Origin of the sequence: Flammeovirga kamogawensis (assembly GCF_018736065.1) — a bacterium.
Lineage (GTDB): Bacteria > Bacteroidota > Bacteroidia > Cytophagales > Flammeovirgaceae > Flammeovirga > Flammeovirga kamogawensis.
The window spans coordinates 1,959,647-1,980,232 of sequence record NZ_CP076128.1 but is presented as its reverse complement, the minus strand read 5'-3'; the positions used below and the strand labels follow the sequence as shown (position 1 = coordinate 1,980,232).

Annotated in this window: 17 protein-coding genes; 8 read left to right on the top strand and 9 right to left on the bottom strand. The window is 32.3% G+C overall.

Annotation, left to right across the window (positions count from 1 at the left end; all coding sequences use genetic code 11):
• Nucleotides 1-8: 8 nt before the first annotated feature.
• From KM029_RS07830 to KM029_RS07820, 3 genes are all read right to left on the bottom strand, one after another.
• Nucleotides 9-1,892 (bottom strand): M23 family metallopeptidase, encoded by a 1,884-nt coding sequence (locus KM029_RS07830; RefSeq protein ID WP_144072747.1) that lies wholly within the window; start codon nucleotides 1,890-1,892, stop codon nucleotides 9-11.
• Between the two features lie 91 nt (nucleotides 1,893-1,983).
• Nucleotides 1,984-2,808 carry an energy transducer TonB gene (locus tag KM029_RS07825; protein WP_144072746.1) on the bottom strand — a complete coding sequence of 275 codons (825 nt, stop codon included), beginning with the start codon at nucleotides 2,806-2,808 and terminating at the stop codon, nucleotides 1,984-1,986.
• Between the two features lie 228 nt (nucleotides 2,809-3,036).
• A complete protein-coding gene (locus KM029_RS07820) occupies nucleotides 3,037-4,107 on the bottom strand; it encodes an aminotransferase class V-fold PLP-dependent enzyme (protein ID WP_144072745.1) in 1,071 nt (356 codons plus the stop codon).
• 114 nt (nucleotides 4,108-4,221) lie between these two features.
• Here KM029_RS07820 and KM029_RS07815 point away from each other — a divergent pair, with 114 nt between their 5' ends.
• From KM029_RS07815 to KM029_RS07780, 8 genes are all read left to right on the top strand, one after another.
• Nucleotides 4,222-5,028 carry a queuosine precursor transporter gene (locus KM029_RS07815; protein WP_144072744.1) on the top strand — a complete coding sequence of 269 codons (807 nt, stop codon included), beginning with the start codon at nucleotides 4,222-4,224 and terminating at the stop codon, nucleotides 5,026-5,028.
• A gap of 36 nt (nucleotides 5,029-5,064) precedes the next feature.
• Complete coding sequence (locus KM029_RS07810; protein WP_144072743.1) at nucleotides 5,065-5,409, top strand: hypothetical protein; 345 nt, start codon at nucleotides 5,065-5,067, stop codon at nucleotides 5,407-5,409.
• 134 nt (nucleotides 5,410-5,543) lie between these two features.
• Nucleotides 5,544-6,626 (top strand): pseudouridine synthase, encoded by a 1,083-nt coding sequence (locus KM029_RS07805; protein WP_144072742.1) that lies wholly within the window; start codon nucleotides 5,544-5,546, stop codon nucleotides 6,624-6,626.
• Between the two features lie 156 nt (nucleotides 6,627-6,782).
• A complete protein-coding gene (locus tag KM029_RS07800) occupies nucleotides 6,783-8,123 on the top strand; it encodes an NAD(P)/FAD-dependent oxidoreductase (RefSeq protein WP_144072741.1) in 1,341 nt (446 codons plus the stop codon).
• A 141-nt stretch (nucleotides 8,124-8,264) separates the two neighbouring features.
• The gene (locus KM029_RS07795; RefSeq protein WP_240050283.1) at nucleotides 8,265-11,060 is read left to right on the top strand and encodes a phosphoenolpyruvate carboxylase; all 2,796 of its coding nucleotides are present in this window, start codon (nucleotides 8,265-8,267) and stop codon (nucleotides 11,058-11,060) included.
• 156 nt (nucleotides 11,061-11,216) lie between these two features.
• Nucleotides 11,217-12,014 (top strand): transporter, encoded by a 798-nt coding sequence (locus tag KM029_RS07790; protein ID WP_144072740.1) that lies wholly within the window; start codon nucleotides 11,217-11,219, stop codon nucleotides 12,012-12,014.
• Nucleotides 12,015-12,017: 3 nt separating this feature from the next.
• The gene (locus tag KM029_RS07785) at nucleotides 12,018-12,743 is read left to right on the top strand and encodes a DNA alkylation repair protein (protein WP_144072739.1); all 726 of its coding nucleotides are present in this window, start codon (nucleotides 12,018-12,020) and stop codon (nucleotides 12,741-12,743) included.
• Nucleotides 12,744-12,831: 88 nt separating this feature from the next.
• Nucleotides 12,832-13,509 (top strand): energy transducer TonB, encoded by a 678-nt coding sequence (locus KM029_RS07780; RefSeq protein ID WP_144072738.1) that lies wholly within the window; start codon nucleotides 12,832-12,834, stop codon nucleotides 13,507-13,509.
• Here the strand turns inward: KM029_RS07780 and KM029_RS07775 are convergent.
• The 6 genes from KM029_RS07775 to pheT form a co-directional block, all read right to left on the bottom strand.
• Nucleotides 13,506-14,606: a BamA/TamA family outer membrane protein gene (locus KM029_RS07775; protein ID WP_144072737.1), complete on the bottom strand. Its 1,101-nt coding sequence runs from the start codon at nucleotides 14,604-14,606 to the stop codon at nucleotides 13,506-13,508. The two genes, KM029_RS07780 and KM029_RS07775, sit on opposite strands and share 4 nt — an antisense overlap.
• Before the next feature lie 30 nt (nucleotides 14,607-14,636).
• Complete coding sequence (locus tag KM029_RS07770; RefSeq protein WP_144072736.1) at nucleotides 14,637-15,206, bottom strand: DNA-3-methyladenine glycosylase I; 570 nt, start codon at nucleotides 15,204-15,206, stop codon at nucleotides 14,637-14,639.
• A 72-nt stretch (nucleotides 15,207-15,278) separates the two neighbouring features.
• Nucleotides 15,279-16,880 carry a ribonuclease Y gene (rny, locus tag KM029_RS07765; protein ID WP_144072735.1) on the bottom strand — a complete coding sequence of 534 codons (1,602 nt, stop codon included), beginning with the start codon at nucleotides 16,878-16,880 and terminating at the stop codon, nucleotides 15,279-15,281.
• Between the two features lie 84 nt (nucleotides 16,881-16,964).
• Nucleotides 16,965-17,258, bottom strand: coding sequence for a cell division protein ZapA (locus tag KM029_RS07760; protein WP_144072734.1), 294 nt, complete (start codon nucleotides 17,256-17,258; stop codon nucleotides 16,965-16,967).
• A gap of 174 nt (nucleotides 17,259-17,432) precedes the next feature.
• Nucleotides 17,433-17,957, bottom strand: a complete 525-nt coding sequence (locus KM029_RS07755) for a coiled-coil domain-containing protein (protein WP_144072733.1) — start codon at nucleotides 17,955-17,957, stop codon at nucleotides 17,433-17,435.
• Between the two features lie 100 nt (nucleotides 17,958-18,057).
• The gene (gene pheT / locus KM029_RS07750) at nucleotides 18,058-20,487 is read right to left on the bottom strand and encodes a phenylalanine--tRNA ligase subunit beta (protein ID WP_144072732.1); all 2,430 of its coding nucleotides are present in this window, start codon (nucleotides 20,485-20,487) and stop codon (nucleotides 18,058-18,060) included.
• Nucleotides 20,488-20,586: the final 99 nt, after the last annotated feature.

The window sequence follows — 20,586 nt, the reverse complement described above, 5'->3', positions numbered from 1 at the left end:
ATAGATGTCTATTTAAAAACTTTTGAGTACTCACTAATATTACCTGCTCGATCTTCAATAATCATTTTAAATTCTCCTTTTAATCGATCAGATTTGTGTTGTAATCGAGTCTGAATAAAATCTTTTTTTGCATCATATTCTAATAATATAAACTGACCATTTAGCGTGGCATAGTAGTTTGCAATTCCAGATTCGTCATCTTCCACATTAAAACGTAATTGGTTAGTATTCCATTGCTTTAATGGTGTTATAACAGGTGCAGTTACTTCTGGGTGAATTTCGAAAGTACCTAGTCTTTTTGTTTTAAAGTTAATAGCACTACCATCCCAAGTTCCACCAATAAATTCTAAATCTCCATCTTTGTCTCTTCTATACATAAAATGGTTAGAGGAAATTAATTTACTATCTTTTACCTTATAATTAATAAATACAGGAGCGTGTAAAGGAGTGTAATAATTTTCTATATGAAGTACTTTAGGAGTCTCTATAGCTTGTAGATAGAGTGTATCAAAAAGTGTGTTTTCTTGAAAATGAAAAGTTGCTATAGGGTCAAAATAAGTAAACTCAACTCCAAATGGAATAACATGTTTAAGGTTTGTAGTTAAAGTATCTGTCGTTGTGGTGCAAATCTCTGGTAAACCATTCCTTAAATCCCATAAATAGATATTATATTTCCCTTTCTTGTAGGCAGGTTTAACTTGTTGATCTAATAATGGAATTCCATATTTCAAGAATTTGAAATCTGCTACTTCATTACTTTTTCCTTTTAAAGGAACAAGCATAATATTATCATCAATAGTTAGTTTAGGAGTAGCTCCTTTAGTTAAAGGGGCTGTGTTTTTTCCTATTATTTTAAATGTAGTAGTTGATTTATTATCAAAACTATCCCATAATTCAATTAAAATATTTTTTATTTTTCCTTCTTTAACTGATAAAAAACCATTTAGAGTACTATCAGGATAAATTGGAAGGTGATTACTATCATAAAAATACAAACGTTGATACCTCTTTTTATGATCTAAAAAAGAATGATAGTCTGTAAATGTGTTAATATTGGCAGACATATCAAATGGAATCCGGTCAATAATATGTTCGTAAATAAGAGAATCGTTGGTATAAACCTTTATTTTATTAATGCCATATTTATTGTACGTTCCATCAGCTCTATCATAAGTGTCTATTTCAATACCTACATCTCCTTTTGCATAGAATGGAGTATTTATCGTATATCTCCCTTTCTTACCAATAGTAGTTTTATTTACAGTTTTGTATTCTCCTTGTACTCTACTACTTATTGTTAATGGTTTTAGACGAATACTTCTAACTGTTGGAGGGAGGTTGTCAATAACTTCAGAGAAGCCAAATTCAATAGGGTTTAAAGGGCGTTCGTCTATATCTCTTATCTCAAAATGAAGGTGGGGTGCAGAGGATGATCCTGTATTTCCGGAGTAGGCGATAATTTCACCCTTTTCAACTTTAAACAGGTCTTTTGAGAGATTTTCTAAATTTATTTCAAAAGATTTATTTTTGTATTGTTGAGCAAGAATATATTCTTCTAATTCTGGTTTGAATTTTTGTAAATGGGCATAAACAGATGTTTGTCCGTTAGAATGCATTATATAAATACAACGTCCATAACCTGATGTTGAAACTTTTAATCTGATGATATAACCACTTGCAGCGGCATAAACTGGTAGACCTTCAATACCGTTAGTTTTAATATCTAAACCTCCGTGGAAATGAGTTGTACGTAATTCTCCCATAGAACCAGCAAAATAATTTCTTTTACCAGGTTGAATTGGAAATAAATAATCTTCATCAACATCGTAATGGTTTTGGGAAAACCCGAATGAAGAAAGACATACAAATAAAATAATGCTTAGTAAACGCATTTGAAAGTTTAGTTAATAAGGAAGGAACTATTAGAAATAAAAAAACCGATGCCTTTTATTGACATCGGTCCTTTTATATATAAAGTATAGATTAACCCAATTTGAATGAAATTGGTAATACCATTCTTTGTTTTACTGGACGACCACGTTGTTTACCAGGCTTCCATTTAGGAGCTTTTTGTAAAACTTTGATCGCAGCTTCGTCACAACCAGCACCAATACCACGAACAACTTTTACGTCTGTAAGTGTACCGTCTTTGTCTACAACGAATTGAACGTATACTTTACCTTCAACACCCATACGTTTTGCTTGTGATGGATATTTCATGTTTTTACCTACCCACTTGTAGAATTTACCCATACCACCTGGGAAACCTGCAGGATCTTCCACTATCTCGAAAATTTCTTCGACAGCTTCTTCAACTTCCTCTTCAACTTCAGGAGCTTCTTCGATTACAGTCTCTTCATCAAATTCTTCAGGAATTTCGATTTCGATCTCATCTTCGATTTCTTCTTCATCCGGTACCTCTACAATAACTGGAGCAGTTACTTTTGGTGGTGGAGGTGGTTGTTGTTGAGTAATTGGCACTTCAACCATTTCTTCTTCATTAAAATCAACTGAACCTAAGTCCATTAATGTTTGATCTTCATAAGTAGGAAATTCTAATGCTACTAATACAAATAACAATGAGAATGAAAGTCCAATTAAACTAAACAATGTAGAATATTTTGAAACGTCTACATCGTTGTACTTTTTTACAAGAATATTAGATTCCTGTCCTTTTTTCTTACCAGCAATAATATCACCTCCAGTTTTGTTTATCACAAAACGGAAAAGTTGTACTAACGCTAGGAAAGACACAATAAATAGGAATGATACCCATCCTGCGCCTAATGATCCTAAAATATTTACCATCTAAATACGAATTTAATGCTACGAATAATCCAAATCATATTTTATTCAGCGCCCGAAATTACAACTAGATTTGTTCTAATACAAAAAACAGATTGTAAAGAACGGTTAAAATAATTGTATAGAAATAAATCTTACGAACACAATCAAACACTAAAATAAATATAGTGTCTGTCATTAAGTGCAAATTTAACGGTTTTAACAATAAATTGTATTATTTCGGCTCTAATTCTAGCGCTTTTTATTGAAATCTTCACTTTTTAAAAATATTAACAACTTTTCAAAGTCGGAATCTGAGTGTGCAGGGAAATTAGCAATTCTAAAAGAATTTAACTTCCATTTACCATATCCATTCCCTAAAGTAATTCCTTGCTGTTTAGCTTTCTCTTTAATAATAGGGAGTAACTCGGCTTTACATTTAATACCAATCACTGTTTCAGATTGCACTTTTTTTGTAGGAACAACAAAATCATAACCTAATAGTTTTAATTGCTTAACTAGGTTTTTCATTCTTTTGCGTACTTTTTCTTGCTCGGCTTTTATACCCATCTTATTTGATAAAGATTTATATAGAAGATAAATTCCTAATGAATTTGGGGTATGTGTAGTCTGAAACTTTTGAGTATTTTGATAGATACTCTGTAAAGAATTATAATGGAAGTCGTCTTTACTCGCTTTTTCAATTGCTTTTGGAGAACATACCATTACAGCAAGCCCTGGAGGAAGACCAAAACATTTTTGTACAGAAGCATACCAAATATCTCCAGATATCCAATCAAGAGTTATCCCTGACATAGAGCTTGTAGCATCTATAAATAATAAAGATTCTGGGTAACGGTTCTTTATCTTTCGAATGGTTTTCTGATGTACTTTCGTTGTATTAGACGTTTCACAACTTGTTATACAAATTACATCTTTTGTTTTGGCTCCAATTCTATCTAATTGATGTAAACTAATACTTCTATGGATTGGATAAGACAACCCTTTAACAGCTTTATTTATTTTTGAATTATATGAAAACCATTTTTCTCCAAAAGCACCATTATATACATGTAGGAATGAATTTCTAGGAAAGGATTGTGCAGTTATTTCCCAACATTCTGTAGCACTAGAAGTAAAAAACACCTCGTAGTTTTTCGGTATTTCTAACTTTTGTTTGATAACCTTAATACAGTCCTTCATTAATTTCATGAAAGATGGACTTCTATGGTTACAAGATAAAATACCAGAAGAGGCTGCTTCAGATAAATATTCACCTAAATTCTCATCCGTCTTACTAGGTCCAGGATAAAATGATATCATAATCTTAAATTCTTTTTACAATAATAAAACATTACTGTGTATTCTTATTTATATTAACTGAATTGGTATAATATTTAAGCACTAACTAGTAAAAGAAGCAACTAAAATAAGTAAATGAAAGATCAAGATTTCATCAACGAACAAAAGAGACAGACTTTATATGTAGCATTATGTGCAATCTTCCTTACAAATGCTATTGTAGCTGAATTAATCGGACCTAAGATATTTTCTTTAGAAACTTTTTTGAGTTTACAACCTGCTCAAATTTCAATTTTTGAGGGGTTTACTTTAGATTTTAACCTTACTGCAGGTGTAGTAATTTGGCCTGTAGTGTTTATTACTACAGATATTATAAATGAGTATTTTGGTAAGAGTGGAGTAAAGAAAATATCATTTATTACAGCAGGTTTAATTACCTATGTGTTTATGGTTGTACTATTTGTAACGGATTTACCTCCAGCTCAATTTTGGTTAGATATAAACGCCGTAGATAGCAATGGAAATCCTTTTAATATAGAAGAGGCTTTTGATAAAATATTCACACAAGGTTTAGGAATTATTATTGGGTCTTTGATCGCATTCTTAATAGGTCAATTTTTAGATGCACACACTTTTCAGTGGTTAAGACGACTTACAGGAAGTAAAAATATATGGTTAAGAGCAACAGGATCAACACTTATATCTCAATTAGTAGACAGCTTTGTGGTACTAGGAGTAGCTTTTTATGTTTTTGGTAATTGGTCTTTTGATCAGGTAATTGCCGTAGCAATCATTAATTATATTTATAAGTTTTTTATAGCTTTAGTAATGACCCCATTGCTATATCTTGCCCATTTTGGTATAGACAAATACTTAGGTAAGGAATTTGCTGATAAAACAGCTGAAACAGCAGCTCAAACGAATCTGTTTTCAAAAGATTAACTTTGCATATATAACTAACCCACTTAACAATTAGAAATGATAGAAAATGTAGATTTTTCAGGCTTATATGATGTATCAGATGGTGATGAAGAATTTTTAGTATCCGTATTAATGGTTATTGAAAAAAATTTGATGAGTTATCCTAATGAAATGCAAGACCTTCTAAATGCCAATCAACTTATTGATTTAGGAAAGAAAGCCCACAAGTTAAAATCAAGTATTGCTTATTTAAAACATAAGCAATTAGAGGAGTTATTATTGTTTTTAGAAGAAGGTGATGTACACAGTGCTACTGCTCATCAGGAAAAATTAAACCTTTTTAAAGAGGTAGTTTCTAATGTTTTAGTAGAAGTTCAAGCAAAAATTGAAGAATTAGACTAACTCTTTGGTTTTGTTTTCAATATTTTGATGATCTATAAGATAAAGTTCACGAACTTTGTACATTAAGTTTCATGTTATATCATGAGATAATTACTGCCGTGTTGGCAGCATGTTGTACTTTCTAATTACATTAGATGAAAAAGCACACTCCGAAAAAAGGGAAAAACTTAAATCCTTTTAAGAAGTTTATCAAAGAGAAACCTAAAAGTGATAGCTTCTCTTCTGAAAGAAGTTCTGGACCGAAAAGATCTTTTAAAAGAAATGAGGAAAAGGACAAACAAAAGAAAAATCAAAAAATTGTTTCTACATCGTACAGTCCTCACGATAAGACAAGTAAAAAACCTGTCTATGATATCAAAAAAGTAATATCAGTAGCTAAGAAATTAAAAGAAGAATCTGATGAGCCAGTAAAGGTGAAATCTTCAGATATCCGTTTAAATAGATATATTTCTAATTCTGGTGTTTGTTCTCGTAGAGAAGCCGATCAATTGATTGCTGATGGAAAAATCAAAATTAATGGAAAGGTAGTAACAGAAATGGGATACAAGGTTCAAGCAAACGATAAAGTTGAACACGGTGGTAAGCTACTTAAGAGAGAACGTTATGTATATGTTCTTTTAAACAAACCAAAAGGTTTTATTACTACAACTAAGGATCCTCAAGAAAGAAAAACAGTGATGCAATTGGTAAAGAATGCTTGTGAGGAGCGTATTTATCCAGTTGGTCGATTAGATAGAAATACCACAGGTCTTTTGTTATTTACAAATGATGGAGAGTTTGCTACAAAAGTAGCTCACCCATCAAGTAATACTCAAAAAATTTATCGTGTAGAATTAAATCGTCCTTTTAAAGAGGAAGATGAAGAGAAACTAAGAGATCCTAAATTTGAATTAGAAGATGGCTCTCCGTACATAGATGGATTGTCTGTGAACGATGATGACCGACGAGAAATTGGTATTGAACTACATTCTGGTAAAAACAGAATTGTTCGTAGAATTTTTGAACACTTTGGGTATCAAGTTGATGTTTTAGATAGAACAGTATTAGCTGGTTTAACTAAAAAAGATCTTCCAAGAGGTAAATGGAGATATTTAGGTGAGGACGAAATGATTCAGTTGAAATACTTATCTGGAATTGATAAAAAGAAAAAGAAAGATAAAAAAGAAAAAGCTGAACGAAGAGAAAAAAAAGAAGGTTTTAAAGGCCGAAAGAGATAATAAAAGAAAAAGGAAATGACAGTAGTTGTTTCCTTTTTTTTTGGTGAAAAATATGACAGGTTTACTATGTTAATCATCAATAAGCTATTATTTTAGTGTGTGTCTATTACAATCCTGTATAGATGAAATTTTAGTACGAACTATTAATAGATAATCATGGAGAAACATTTAGATGTACCAGAGCCTCAAGTTCCCAGAGTAGTTATTGTTGGTGGTGGATTTGGAGGGTTAGAACTCGTAAAACAACTTAAAAAAGTAGATGTACAAACTGTACTTCTTGATAGAAATAATTATCATACTTTTCAACCATTACTTTATCAAGTAGCAACGGCTGGCTTAGAACCCGATTCTATATCTTTTCCAATTAGAAAATTATTCCATGGTTTTAAAAATTTTTTCTTTAGACTCGCTGTGGTCAAAGAAATTGATACTTCTAAAAATGAAGTAATTACAGATATTGGTAGTTTAAAGTATGATTATCTCGTTGTTGCTTCAGGATCAAGAACTAACTTTTTTGGAAATGAGAATATTAGATATCATAGTATGCCTTTAAAAACTGTGGTTCAATCACTTCAGTTTAGAAGTTTTTTATTACAAAACTTTGAAAAGGCACTCCAAACTAATGATTTAAAACTTCGAGAAGCCTACATGACATTCGTTATCGTTGGTGGAGGTCCGACTGGTGTTGAGCTGGCAGGGGCATTATCAGAGTTAAAAAGATATGTTCTTCCTGTAGATTATCCCGAATTGGATGTTCGTAGAATGACGGTTCATTTGGTAGATGCAGGAGATCGTGTATTACAAGCATTATCAAAGAAGTCATCTGTTGATGCAGAAAAGTATTTAATTAAACTAGGTGTACAATTACATAAACATACTTTAGTAAAAGATTATGATGGTAAAGTAGCACTTACAGTTAAGAATGGTGCTGATGGAGAGATCTTTACAAAGAATTTAATATGGTCTGCCGGTGTGGAAGGTAACTCTCCTAAAGGTATTGATATTGATAAAATAACGGAACGTGGTAATAGAATAAAGGTAGATGATTACAACAAAGTAATAGGTACTGAAAATGTATTTGCTATTGGAGATGTAGCATCTATGGAGCAAGAAGAATATCCGCACGGGCATCCAATGGTAGCACCAGTTGCAATCCAACAAGCAACAAACTTAGGTAAGAATATAAAGAGCATTTTAAAAGATAAAGACTTAAAAACCTTTAAATATATAAACAAAGGGAGCATGGCAACCGTTGGTAAAAATAAAGCTGTGGTTGAAGTTGGAAACTTTAAAAGTTCTGGAGCATTTGCATGGTTTATTTGGATGTTTGTACACATCATGTCATTAATTGGAATGCAGAATAAATCTATTGTTTTTGTGAATTGGTTTTGGAATTATCTTAATTATGATAGGTCAAATAGACTAATAATTAATCGTTTTAGTAAGACAGAACGCAAACAAAAACGTGACGAAGGTAAGGCAGGAATTGTAATTTAAATCATTATTTCCGCTGATTAATATTAATTAATGATGATAAATGTCTACTTTTGTTACGAAATTTTTAACTAATCTTGCAATTCAATCACGTTTTATCATTTATTACAAATTATCTCATATATATAATTTTATTTATTAGCAATGTCAAAAGAAACAGTAACACCACTGAGTGCTCTTGAAGTTGTCAAGAAACATTTAGGGAAACCGTACAAAGACTTAGAGTTTTTACTAGAGTGTTTATACGAAGTTTTAATGGAGAATGGTGAAGAGGAGATGGCGAATGCTATTCCTTGGATTAATGAATCAACTCCCGAATTAAAAAAATTCGACGAAAAATATATGCAATTATACTCTATCGTATTTCAGTTATTGAATATGGTAGAAGTAAATGGAGCAGTCCAAGCTCGTAGAACAAAAGAAAACGATAATGGATTAGCTTCAGTAAAAGGTCTTTGGGGAGAACGCCTTCAAAATCTTAAAGATAAAGGGTATTCTGAAAGAGATATTGCAGCACTATTACCTCAAGTAACAGTTGAGCCTGTTTTAACAGCTCACCCTACTGAGGCAAAAAGATCTACAGTATTAGAGCACCATAGAACATTATATTTATTACTTGTACAAAGAGAAAACTCTATGTATACAGGTATTGAACAACGTTCTATCAATGCAAAAATTAAATTAATATTAGATACTTTATGGAGAACAGGAGAAATTTTTGTTGAGAAACCTGACGTAGCATCTGAAAGAAGAAATGCTATTCACTACTTAACAAATGTATTCCCAGAAGTTCTTCCAATTTTAGATCAACGTTTCCAACAAGCTTGGGGAGAAGTTGGCTTTAATAAAGATCTTATTAGAAAAGTTGATAGTCGTCCTCGTGTATCTTTTGGTAACTGGGTAGGTGGTGACCGTGATGGTCATCCATTGGTAACTCATGAAATTACTGACGAAACATTAGGAGTTTTAAGATTAAATGCTTTCGTTTTAGTTAGAAGATCATTATTTAATTTAGTTAAAAAACTTTCAGTTTCTTGTGATATCGAGAATGCTCCAGAAGCATTAAAAGCTCGTATCAATTCAATGGCTGAAGAATTAGGGGAAAGAGGTCAAGATGCTTTAGACAGAAATGTTGGTGAAGCATTCAGACAATTCGTTAACCTTTGTCTTGCTAAATTACCTGTAGAAGTTAAAAGAGAGCATGCTGTTGAGCTTCAAGAAAGTGAATTCAGATACAGATTCTCTGAAGAGTTAAAATCTGACTTAGAACTTTTACAAGCTACTTTAATAGAATTTGGTGCTAAAAGATTAGCGTATTCTTATGTGAATGATGCATTAAGAGTATTAGATACTTTTGGTTTCCACTTAGCACGTTTAGATGTACGTCAAAACAGTGCATTCCATGATAAAGCTATCTCTCAATTATTGACGGCAGCGTCTTTAGACGGAGAAAGTTTCTTAACGTGGTCTGAAGAAAAGAGAGTTGCATTCATGAATAATGAGTTATTGTCTAACAGACCTTTTACTCACCCTTCAGTTCAACTTCCTAACGAAGCAAATGCTGTAATCTCTACTTATAGAGTATTAGCTAAATATATCAAAAACTACGGTTCTTCAGGTATCGGTGCATTGATTATCTCAATGACTCGTTCTGTGTCAGATCTAGTAGCAGTATATCTTCTTGCAAGAGAAGCAGGTTTAATGGAGCAAACACCAGAAGGTTTAGTTTGTAAATTACCTGTAGTGCCATTATTCGAAACTATTGAAGATCTTGAGGTAAGTCCACAAGTAATGCAAAGTTTCTTAGATCATCCAATTACACGTCGTAGCTTAGAATACCAAAAAACATTAAACGGAGAGAAACGTTTAACGCAGATGGTAATGGTAGGTTACTCTGATAGTAATAAAGATGGTGGTATCTTAGCTTCTCAATGGTCATTACACCATGCGGAATCAAGATTGGCTGAAGTTGGAGAAAATAGAGATATTGCAATCAACTTCTTCCATGGTAAAGGTGGTACTATTTCTCGTGGTGCTGGTCCAGCTCACTGGTTTATCCAATCTCTACCTCATGGCGGTGTAAACGGAAACATGCGTTTAACTGAACAAGGTGAGACAATTGAGCAGAAATATGCCAATAAAATGAACGCAAGTTATAATATGGAACTGTTACTTGCGGGTACAGTTGCAAATACAACTTCAGACATTTTAGGTTCTAAAGGGAAACACCCTATTGAAGATGTGGTTGCTTGGATGGCACATGAAAGTAGAGATTTTTATGCTTCTCTATTAGAGGATCCTAATTTTATCACTTTCTATGGTGAAGCTACTCCAATTGATGCAATTGAGTCAAGTAGAATTGGTTCTCGTCCTGCTCGTAGAACAGGTAGAAGAACTCTTGCAGATTTAAGAGCTATTCCTTGGGTATTTAGCTGGAGCCAAGCTCGTTTCAATATGACATCTTGGTACGGTGTAGGTTATACTTTAGAGAAATTATCTAAAGAACGTCCTGCAGATTTTGCTAAGTTGAAAGAATTGATGCAAACTGATCCATTAATCAGATACGTATTTACTAACGTAGATACCTCTCTAGAAGCAACAGACGAGTCTGTTATGAAAGAGTATGCTGCAATGGTGAAAGATAAAGACGTTCGTGAAGATATCTTAGAAAAGTTAACTTCTGAACTTGCTAGAACAAGAAAAATGATGGATAGCATCTTAAAAACTTCTTTTGCAGAAAGAAGAAGCAACCATTATTATTCTAGCTTTATCAGAGCAGAAGCATTAAATCCACTTCATAAAACACAAATTAGATTGTTGAAGAAATGGAGAAAAATGAAGGCTGATGAAAAGTCTAATCCAGAAGATGTAGAAGCAGTATTATTCCAATTGTTGACGTCAATTAATGCAATTGCATCAGCACTTAGAGCTACTGGTTAATAGTAACTTCTTATTACGAAAGTAATAAGTAGGATATATATTCAATCCTTGTTCTTTTAATATAAAAGAGCAAGGATTTTTTTGTGTTTATTGTTGATGAAATTCTGAAAGAACGACTAAAATTGTAACTTCTTAATCTTATTAAAATAAACATATATGAGATTATCTATTTACATCTTAATTACTTTTATATTTTTTAGTATAAATGTAAAAGCTCAATTCTCTGAAACGATATCAAGTGATAGACCCGGGCAGTCTTTTACAGCTACTACTTTAGGTAGGAAAGTTGTTCAGGTACAAACGGGCTTTAATTTTTCAAATGAAGATTCGGATAGTACACCTAAAAAATCACAATTAAGTACAACCTTTTTTAGATTAGGAATCACAGAAACTTTTGATTTTGAAGCATTAGTTAATTGGAGAAGTATTCGAGGTGATGTTGGAGCTAAAGATTCTTTGTTTGCACAAGGTTTAAGTAATGTACAATTAGGGTTTAAGTATCAACTCTTAGAGAATAATGGTTGGGTTCCTTCTCTTGCTTTTCAAGGGCGTTTAATTACTAAATTAGTAGGGAAAGATTATGAAAGGAAAAATGTAGGAATGGTATATAATATGGCTTCCTATCATCAATTAAAATCATGGTTAAGTGTAACTATGAATTACGGTTTGGTACTTCCTGGAGAGAGTTCTGGAACAGATGATTTAGGTATAGAAGGATATTATGTACCAGCTACTTTAAATTTTGCTTTTGCAGTAACTGATAAAGTTGGAGCATTTGTTGAAATGTATGGAAATTTAAATTATTTCCGCCCTGGTTTTGATGCTGGTTTTTCTTACTTAGTTACGAATAATTTAATGTTTGATATTTATGGTGGTTTTAATAATACAAAAGTTATTGATACTTGGTTTGTAGAAGGGGGACTGTCTTATAGATTAAATTGGAGGAAAGAATAACAAATGAAGAATAATAGTGAAAGTTTGATTTATCAAGAGCTTTCGAGTTACAGTAACGAAAGGAAAAGAGAAAAATCGTATTTATTTTTTCAAGCTTTTGAAGGTGGATATGGAGAAGGTGATGTTTTTTTAGGTGTATCTGTTCCTGATATTAGAAAAGTAGCAAAAGCGAATTATTTATCAATTCTATATCATGAATTAGTGATTTTATTGAAAAATGATATACATGAAATGAGAATGTGTGCTCTTTTTATGATGATTCATCACTTTGAAAAAAAGAATTCACCTATATCTCAAGAGAATATTATATCATTATATTTAACGCATTTAAACTATATCAATAATTGGGATTTGGTAGACTGTTCTGCTTACAAATTATTAGGTAGATATATTTACGAAGGAAAGGCTGATGCTAGTATACTTTATGATTTGTCTAAATCTTCTCATCTTTGGACAGAAAGAGTAAGCGTAGTGGCTACATATTACTTTATTAAAAGAGATAGTTTTGATATTACTTTTCGTTTGTGTGAGCATTTTTTGGAACATAAGCACGACTTAATGCATAAAGCAACAGGTTGGATGTTAAAAGAAATAGGGAAAAGGGATCAGACTGCAGAGGAAATGTTTTTAAAGGCACATTATAAACACATGGCTAGGACAACTTTAAGATACGCAATAGAAAAATTTGATGCACCTCTAAGATTATCTTATTTGAATTCTAAAATATAATTATGTTATTACTAACTGTAAAACAATAATCTGTTAAGATTTCGAGTTATTAATTAAGCAACAATTCAACTATTAAACCATCAGTTTAATGAAACTAACATTTTACTATATAGTACTTTCACTATTTTCACTTCAAAGCTTTGCTCAATATTCTCCCGAAGAAACATCGAAAGATTATATCGATTATGCGTATGAATTATTAGAGAAAAAAGAATTTGATAAAGCATTAGTTAAAACTGATGAAATTATAGCCTTGCTACCAAGGTCTACTGCTGAAATACAATACATTAGAGCACTGTCTCATCATCATTTAGGATTCAATACACTTGCTCTTGAAGAGGTTAATACAATGTTTCAATTCTCTATGAGTAATGAGTTAAAGATGAATGGTGAAGAACTAAAAATGCTATTAGAAGATGAAATCAATTCAGATCTTTCAAAAGATAATAGCGAAGAAACAGAGTATGTGATGGCAGAAGTATCGGCAACATACCCAGGAGGGATGGGTGAATTTTTCCATTGGTTCCATTCATCTTATACAATGAAGAACACTACTACAAATGGAAATACAGGAAAAGTATTTGTAGAATTTATTGTAAATAAATACGGTAAAATAAGTAATGTTTCAATTTTAAAAGGGGTAGACAAAGAAGTAGACAAAACTGTGAGCGATCTTTTAGTTAAATCACCAAAATGGATGGTTGCACAACAGAATGGAAAACCTGTTGAACAAAAGATTGTACTACCTTTTACTATTGAATATTAAAAGGCTTCACCAATAAGGAAGTAAATACCATTATCGTCTTTACCCCATGCTGCATCTATACCAACATTAATGTTATATTGTTTAGAGGCTTTATACCTTAAGCCAAGCCCTCCAGCTGGAAGGAAAGGAACATTCTGCTCTGCAGTAAAAACAGTACCCATACCACAATAGAAATTGGCACCCCAGTTTTTATAAAATCTCCATCTTAGTTCAGTTTGAACCATATACATCTGATTCCCTCTAAACTGCCCTTTATTATATCCTCTAAGGTCTTGAAACCTTGTACCTCCAAAGCCCATTACATTTTCTTCAATAAAAGGGACATCTCCAAAAAGAGCAGCAATGTTAGCTTTAGATGCTAATATCATGTTTTTTTTGATCGAATAGAAGTATGAGTATTCTCCATATAGACCTGTAAAGTCTGCATCAGAACCAATTGCATCAAAATAACTTAAAGAGTATAAGTTAAAGTACATTCCTTTTGATGTAGAGAAAATATTATCTCTAGAATCATAATCAAACGTTAAACCAATTCCAGAAGTAGTAAACTCACCCACATTTCTTAATTCAAGTAGTTTATTTAATGCATCACTATCAAAAGAAAAATTATTTTTGCCATAAGTATAGATCGGTCCTAGGAAGGCGTCTTTAAAAATTTTAGTAGAAAAGCTAGCTTGAATAGAGGATGTTTTTGTAGAATAAGGAACAACAGTTGAAGGGAGTTGTGGAAGTAACTCATCTGTATAAAATTGAAAATTTACATTAGTAGTAAATAATAAAACCCTGCTTCTGAATTTATCTTGCTTGTAATAATTCTCTTGTAATAAAGCCAACCACCAAGTTTCGTTTTGGAAGTACATTCCTTGTATAAATGACATAGATGGAGGGGAAATTGAATCTGCTTTATTTAACTTATAAAACGCTCCAACATTGGCTCCTCCACCCCATCCAAATACTTTATTATTTGCTACATTGGGAATACCAATAAATTGAAGATTTTTCTCTTTTTTCGTTGAGTCACTTTTAGAGTTTTGTGCAAATAGTGGTGTCGAAATTAAAAATAAGAAGAACAGAAAGGTTTTTATGAAGGGTTTCATATTGAAGAAGAGTAGAGTTATATATATAATTTATGATAATTCTGAGTATCTATAACAAGCTATAGTATGATCGTTTACCATTCCAATACCTTGCATATAAGCATAACAAATGGTGCTTCCGACAAATTTGAATCCTCTTTTTTTGAGGTCCTTACTCATTAAATCGCTCTCATCTGAAGTAGCTGGAACTTCGCTATCTAGTTTTCTTTTGCCTTGTAACGTTTTATAGCCCGTAAATTGCCAAATATATTTGTCAAAAGATCCGAACTCTTCTTGTACTTTTAAGAAGAGCTTAGCATTATTTATTATTGAATTTACTTTTAGCTTATTTCTTATAATTCCTGGGTCTCCTAATAATTCATCTATTTTTTCCTGTTTATATTGGGAAACTAATTTAGGATCAAAATTCTCGAATACTTTATTATAATGAGCTCTTTTTTTTAATACAGTATTCCAACTTAATCCTGCTTGCATTCCTTCTAAACTTAACATCTCAAATAACCTTTGATCATCATGGAGAGGTACACCCCATTCATTATCATGGTATTCTTCATCTAAAGGATTACCAATACACCAAGTACATCTACTTTTTTCTATCATTTTTATTTTTAAGATAAAAAAAAAGGTTGACTAATTGAATAGCCAACCTCTATATGTTTTATTAAATCTTGATTACTTCGCAAAGTGAACAGATCTTGTTTCGCGGATAACCGTTACTTTAATTTGTCCAGGGTATTGCATTTCAGTTTCGATTTTATTTGCAATGTCAAATGATAATTGACCAGCATCAGTATCAGGAACTTTCTCAGCATCTACCATTACACGTAATTCTCTACCAGCTTGGATTGCATAGCATTTATGAACTCCTTTAAAGTCCATAGCTAAGCCCTCAAGTTCTTTAAGACGTTGTATGTATGATTCCATCATTTCACGTCTAGCACCAGGTCTAGAACCACTGATAGCATCGCATGCTTGAACGATAGGAGAGATTAATGAAGTCATCTCAATTTCATCGTGGTGAGCACCAATAGCATTACAAACTTCAGGACTTTCTCCGTATTTTTGAGCTAAGTTCATACCTAAAATTGCGTGAGGAACTTCAGGTTCTTCTGGCCAAACTTTACCAATATCGTGTAGTAAACCAGCACGTTTAGCAACTTTAGAATTTAATCCAAGTTCAGAAGCCAAAGTACTTGCTAAGTTAGATACCTCTCTTGAGTGCTGTAGCAAGTTCTGTCCGTAAGAAGAACGGAATCTCATTCTACCAATTAACTTAATAAGTTCAGGGTGTAAACCATGAATACCTAAGTCAATAACAGTTCTTTCACCGATTTCGATAATTTCGTCCTCAATGTTTTTACGCGTTTTAGCAACAACTTCTTCAATTCGAGCAGGGTGGATACGTCCATCTGCCACTAATCTATGAAGTGAAACTCTTGCAATTTCTCTTCTTACAGGGTCAAAACCAGAAATAATGATTGCTTCAGGAGTGTCATCAACAATAATTTCTACACCTGTACTAGCTTCAAGAGCTCTAATATTACGTCCTTCTCTACCAATAATTTTACCTTTAAGTTCATCACTTTCAAGGTTAAATACTGATACACAATTTTCTATTGCTTGTTCAGCAGCAGTTCTTTGTATAGTAGTAATAACAGTTTTACGAGCTTCTTTAGTTGCTGTCATTTTAGCCTCTTCCATGATATTTTTAATATGCATAGAAGCTTTTGTTTTGGCTTCATCTTTCAGTGCTTCAACTAATTGCTCTCTAGCTTCTTCAGCTTTTAAGTTGGCAACTTTTTCAAGTTGTTCAACTTGTTTAAGGCGTAAATTTTCAGCTTCAGCTTTTGCTTTAAAAGTAAACTCTTTTTGAATAGCAAGTTCTTCAAAACGTTGTTCCATTTCTTTATCTTTCTTTTTGAAAGATTCGACTTGCTTTGCTAATACAGCTTCTTTTTGTTTTTGCTTTGCTTCTTGTTGCTTTAAACGGTTTTCAAATTGCTTTAATTTGTTCTCGTTTACATTAAGCTGATTTTTTCTTTTTGCAGTTTCAGAATCAAAATCTTGTTTTGCTTTCAAGAATTTTTCTTTTGATTCAATCAACTTTGTTCTCTTTATACTTTCGGCTTCTTTCTTAGCGTCTTCAAGTATATTATTTGCTTTGTCTATAGCAGATGTTTCCATCCCTTTTAAGACTCTAGCTAATAAAAATCTACCGATTGCTATACCTACTAGTAAGCAGACTACGGCAGCTAAAATTATGTTCGGTTCCATTTGTACGTACAGATGTCTGTGCGTAGTTCAGTGACTACTTGTTGAATAATATATATAGTATTAGGGAACTACAATGATCAACTTTTAATTCTCGTTTAGAATTTCTTCGAGTTGTTTGTTTAATGCTTTCACACTATCAGTAGATTCTTTCAGCTCTCTTTCGTCTTTTAAAGAATTTACTACAAAATCAAATGCAGTAATAACAAGTAGGTCTTTAAGATCAGCACCGTTAAGGTGTTGTCGCTTATCGTCTAAAATTTCGTTTAGACGTTCTGCAGCTTTTCGAAGTAAATGTGCTTCAGACGTTGTGGCTTTTAAATTATACGATTTGCCACAAAGATTTAACTGAATACTTTCTTTGCTGGATCTTAATCCCATGTTAATTTCTACAAGTTTTTTGGTTATTCGTCTAATAATTTAGACCGAAATTATCTTAATGTGAATATATGTATTAAAACGTTTTTTCGAACGATTCAAGTAAAATTCCCTTCTAACAAATAAAAGTAATTTAAATTATGGAATTTTACACTTTTCAACAGAAAAAAAGCTACTCTATTGCTTAGAAAGTCGACCAACTTCTTCATTTAAGAGATCAACCTCTACTTTTAGTTCTTCCTTTTGAGCAATTAGCTCTTTCTTTTCATTTTCAAAATTCTCCAAACTCTTAACATGAGCATGAAGATCTCTTATTTCATTTTTTAATTTTTGAACCTCTTTTATAGATTCTCTCTTTTGTTGATTGAAAATATCAATCGTTTCATCTTTTTCTTCTAATGTTTTTCTTAGTTGATCAATATCTTGATTTAAAAACTGTATTACACTTTGTTGTCCTTCGGATAACTTCTGTGCTTCATCTCTCTCGGTTTGCAAGCTAGATTTATCAGTTAGTAATTGATTGATCTGTTCATCCCCTTTATTAATGAGTTCTTGTAGCTTATCACTGTATTCTTGAATTTCAATTGTAGTGTCTATTTGATCTTCGAAAACAATCTTTTCGTCTTGTAATTGTTTAAGTTTCGATTGAGATTTTTCATACAATGAAGTTAGGGTTGAAACCTTTTCAAAAAGTTGTTTCAATTCCTCGTTTAGTGTGGGGATGATAGTGGACATGTTATTCTAATTAAAAAAATAAGTACCACTCATAGTCTTGCTATGAGTGGTATATAAATATCATTGATTATTTACGGATTACAGCTTTCAATTGATTTTCAAAAGCTTTAATCAGAGATGACATACATTTATCGATAGACTTGTCATTTAACGTTTTGTTTTCATCTTGCAAAATGAAACTTACAGAATATGACTTTAAGCCTGTAGATAAGTGTTTACCTTCGTATACATCAAAAACATTGATTTTCTTCAATAATTTTCGTTCCGTTTTCTGAGCAATCTCTTTTATAGAAGCAAATGTTGCTTTGCTATCTAATACAATAGAAAGGTCTCTTCTTACTTCTGGGAACTTAGGGATTTCTTTGAATTTGTAATCAGCGTTATACATTTTAACTAATGCTGTCCAATCAATGTCAGCATAGAAAACGTCTTGTTTTACTCCTGCTAATTTTGCTGTTTTTGGAGATACCATACCTACAGTTGCAATAACTTGCTTTCTTGCAGTATATGTTAATCCATAAGCAATAGTATCGTTAGAAATATATTCCTGAGATACTCCCTGAATATTTAAACGATCTAAGATTCGCTCTACTAAAGAAGAAATCGTATGGAAGTCTGAAGCAACTGCTTTACGTATCCAAGATTCTTCAGAAGAAGTTCCAGAAACAAATACAGCTAAGTGTTCATTTTCCTTATAACCATTTTCTTTTTTATGATACGTCTTACCAAATTCAAAAACATTGATATTTTTTTGTTGACGTCTGATGTTATGGTTAATAACTTCTAAACCACTAAATAACATAGACTGACGCATTACGTCTAGATCTGCACTTAGTATATTTAAAATCTTAACATCTTTATCGCTATCAATATCAGCAACAGCTTCAGAGTACTTGCTTGATGTTAGTGAATTGGTCATTATTTCATGACAACCACTTCCTGCAAGCATTTCTGTAACCTTAGTTTGTAAGATATTCTTATCTTTTTTAGGGAAGTTTGCTAAGAAACCAGCAGATAGAGATTCGCTTAGATCAACATTGTTGAATCCATAAATTCTAAGAATTTCTTCAATAATATCTGCTTCTCTTTGAACATCTACACGGTAAGGAGGAACAGAAACTTTAATAGTATCTTCTGTTCTTTCTAAGATTGAAATTTCTAACCCTTCTAGAATTGAAATTACTTTATCTTGAGGAATTGATTGACCGATTAAACGATCAACGTTTTTGAATTTTACATCAATAACAAAATTCTCAATAGGAGTAGGGTAAATATCAACTATTTCAGAAGAGATTTCACCACCAGCATATTCTTTAATTAGTGCAGCAGCATATTTCAATGCAGTAATACACATATTAGGATCACAACCTCTTTCAAAACGGAATGAAGAGTCTGTTTTAATACTGTGTTGTTGAGACGTTTTACGAACAAAGTCTGGGTGGAAATAAGCACTTTCTAAGAAAACACTTGTTGTTTCGTTAGAAACACCAGAATCAAGACCACCAAATACACCAGCAATACACATATTTTCAGATGCGTTTGCGATCATTAGGTCGTTACTTTTTAATGTACGTTTTTCTTCATCTAGAGTAACGAATTCACTACCTTCTTTAGCAAAGCGAACGTTGATTTCGTTACCAGTTACTTTACTTAGGTCAAAGGCATGAAGAGGTTGGCCTAATTCATGTAAAACATAATTTGTAATATCTACAACATTATTGATAGGTGCTAAACCAATTGCAGTTAAACGTTGTTTAATCCATTTTGGAGATTCGCCTACTTTAATGTTAGAAATTGTAATACCAGAATATCTTGGGCAAGCTTCTGTACTCTCTACGTTTACAGTTACCGCAGCAGAAGTGTTATCTACTTTAAAAGAATCTAAAATATCTTCTTTAGTAACTTGTTTTATTTTGCGATCAAGTAATACTTTTAAATCACGTGCAGCACCATAATGAGATGATCCATCTACACGGTTAGGTGTTAGACCAATCTCTAAAATATAATCGTTTTCTAATTTGAAATATTGAGCAGCAGGTGTTCCGTTAGCAGCATCAGTATCTAATACCATAATGCCATCATGAGATTGACCAAGACCAATTTCGTCTTCGGCACAAATCATACCCATAGAAACTTCCCCACGGATTTTTCCTTTTTTGATTTTGAAACTCTCCGTTGGTGATGGATAAAGTTCTGTACCAATAGTTGCAACAATTACTTTCTGACCTTTGGCAACATTTGGAGCACCACATACAATTTGTACAGGTTCTTCTGTTCCTATGTCAACTTTAGTAACTCTTAATTTATCTGCATTGGCGTGTTGTTCACATTCTAACACCTCTCCAATTACAAGTCCTTTAAGTCCGCCTTTTATTTCTTCAACTTCATCAAGACCTTCAACTTCAAGTCCTGAGCTAGTTAATAGTTCATCAATTTCCTGAGGTGTTTTATCCTCTATATCAATTAGGCCTTTTAGCCAATTTAAGGAGATTTTCATATATCGCTATTTTTGCCAATCGAACAATGTTCGATCTTTTTTATTTGATTCTTAATTTAAAAATGGGAAGCCTTAAAATTTAGGCATATTTTCCCTCGG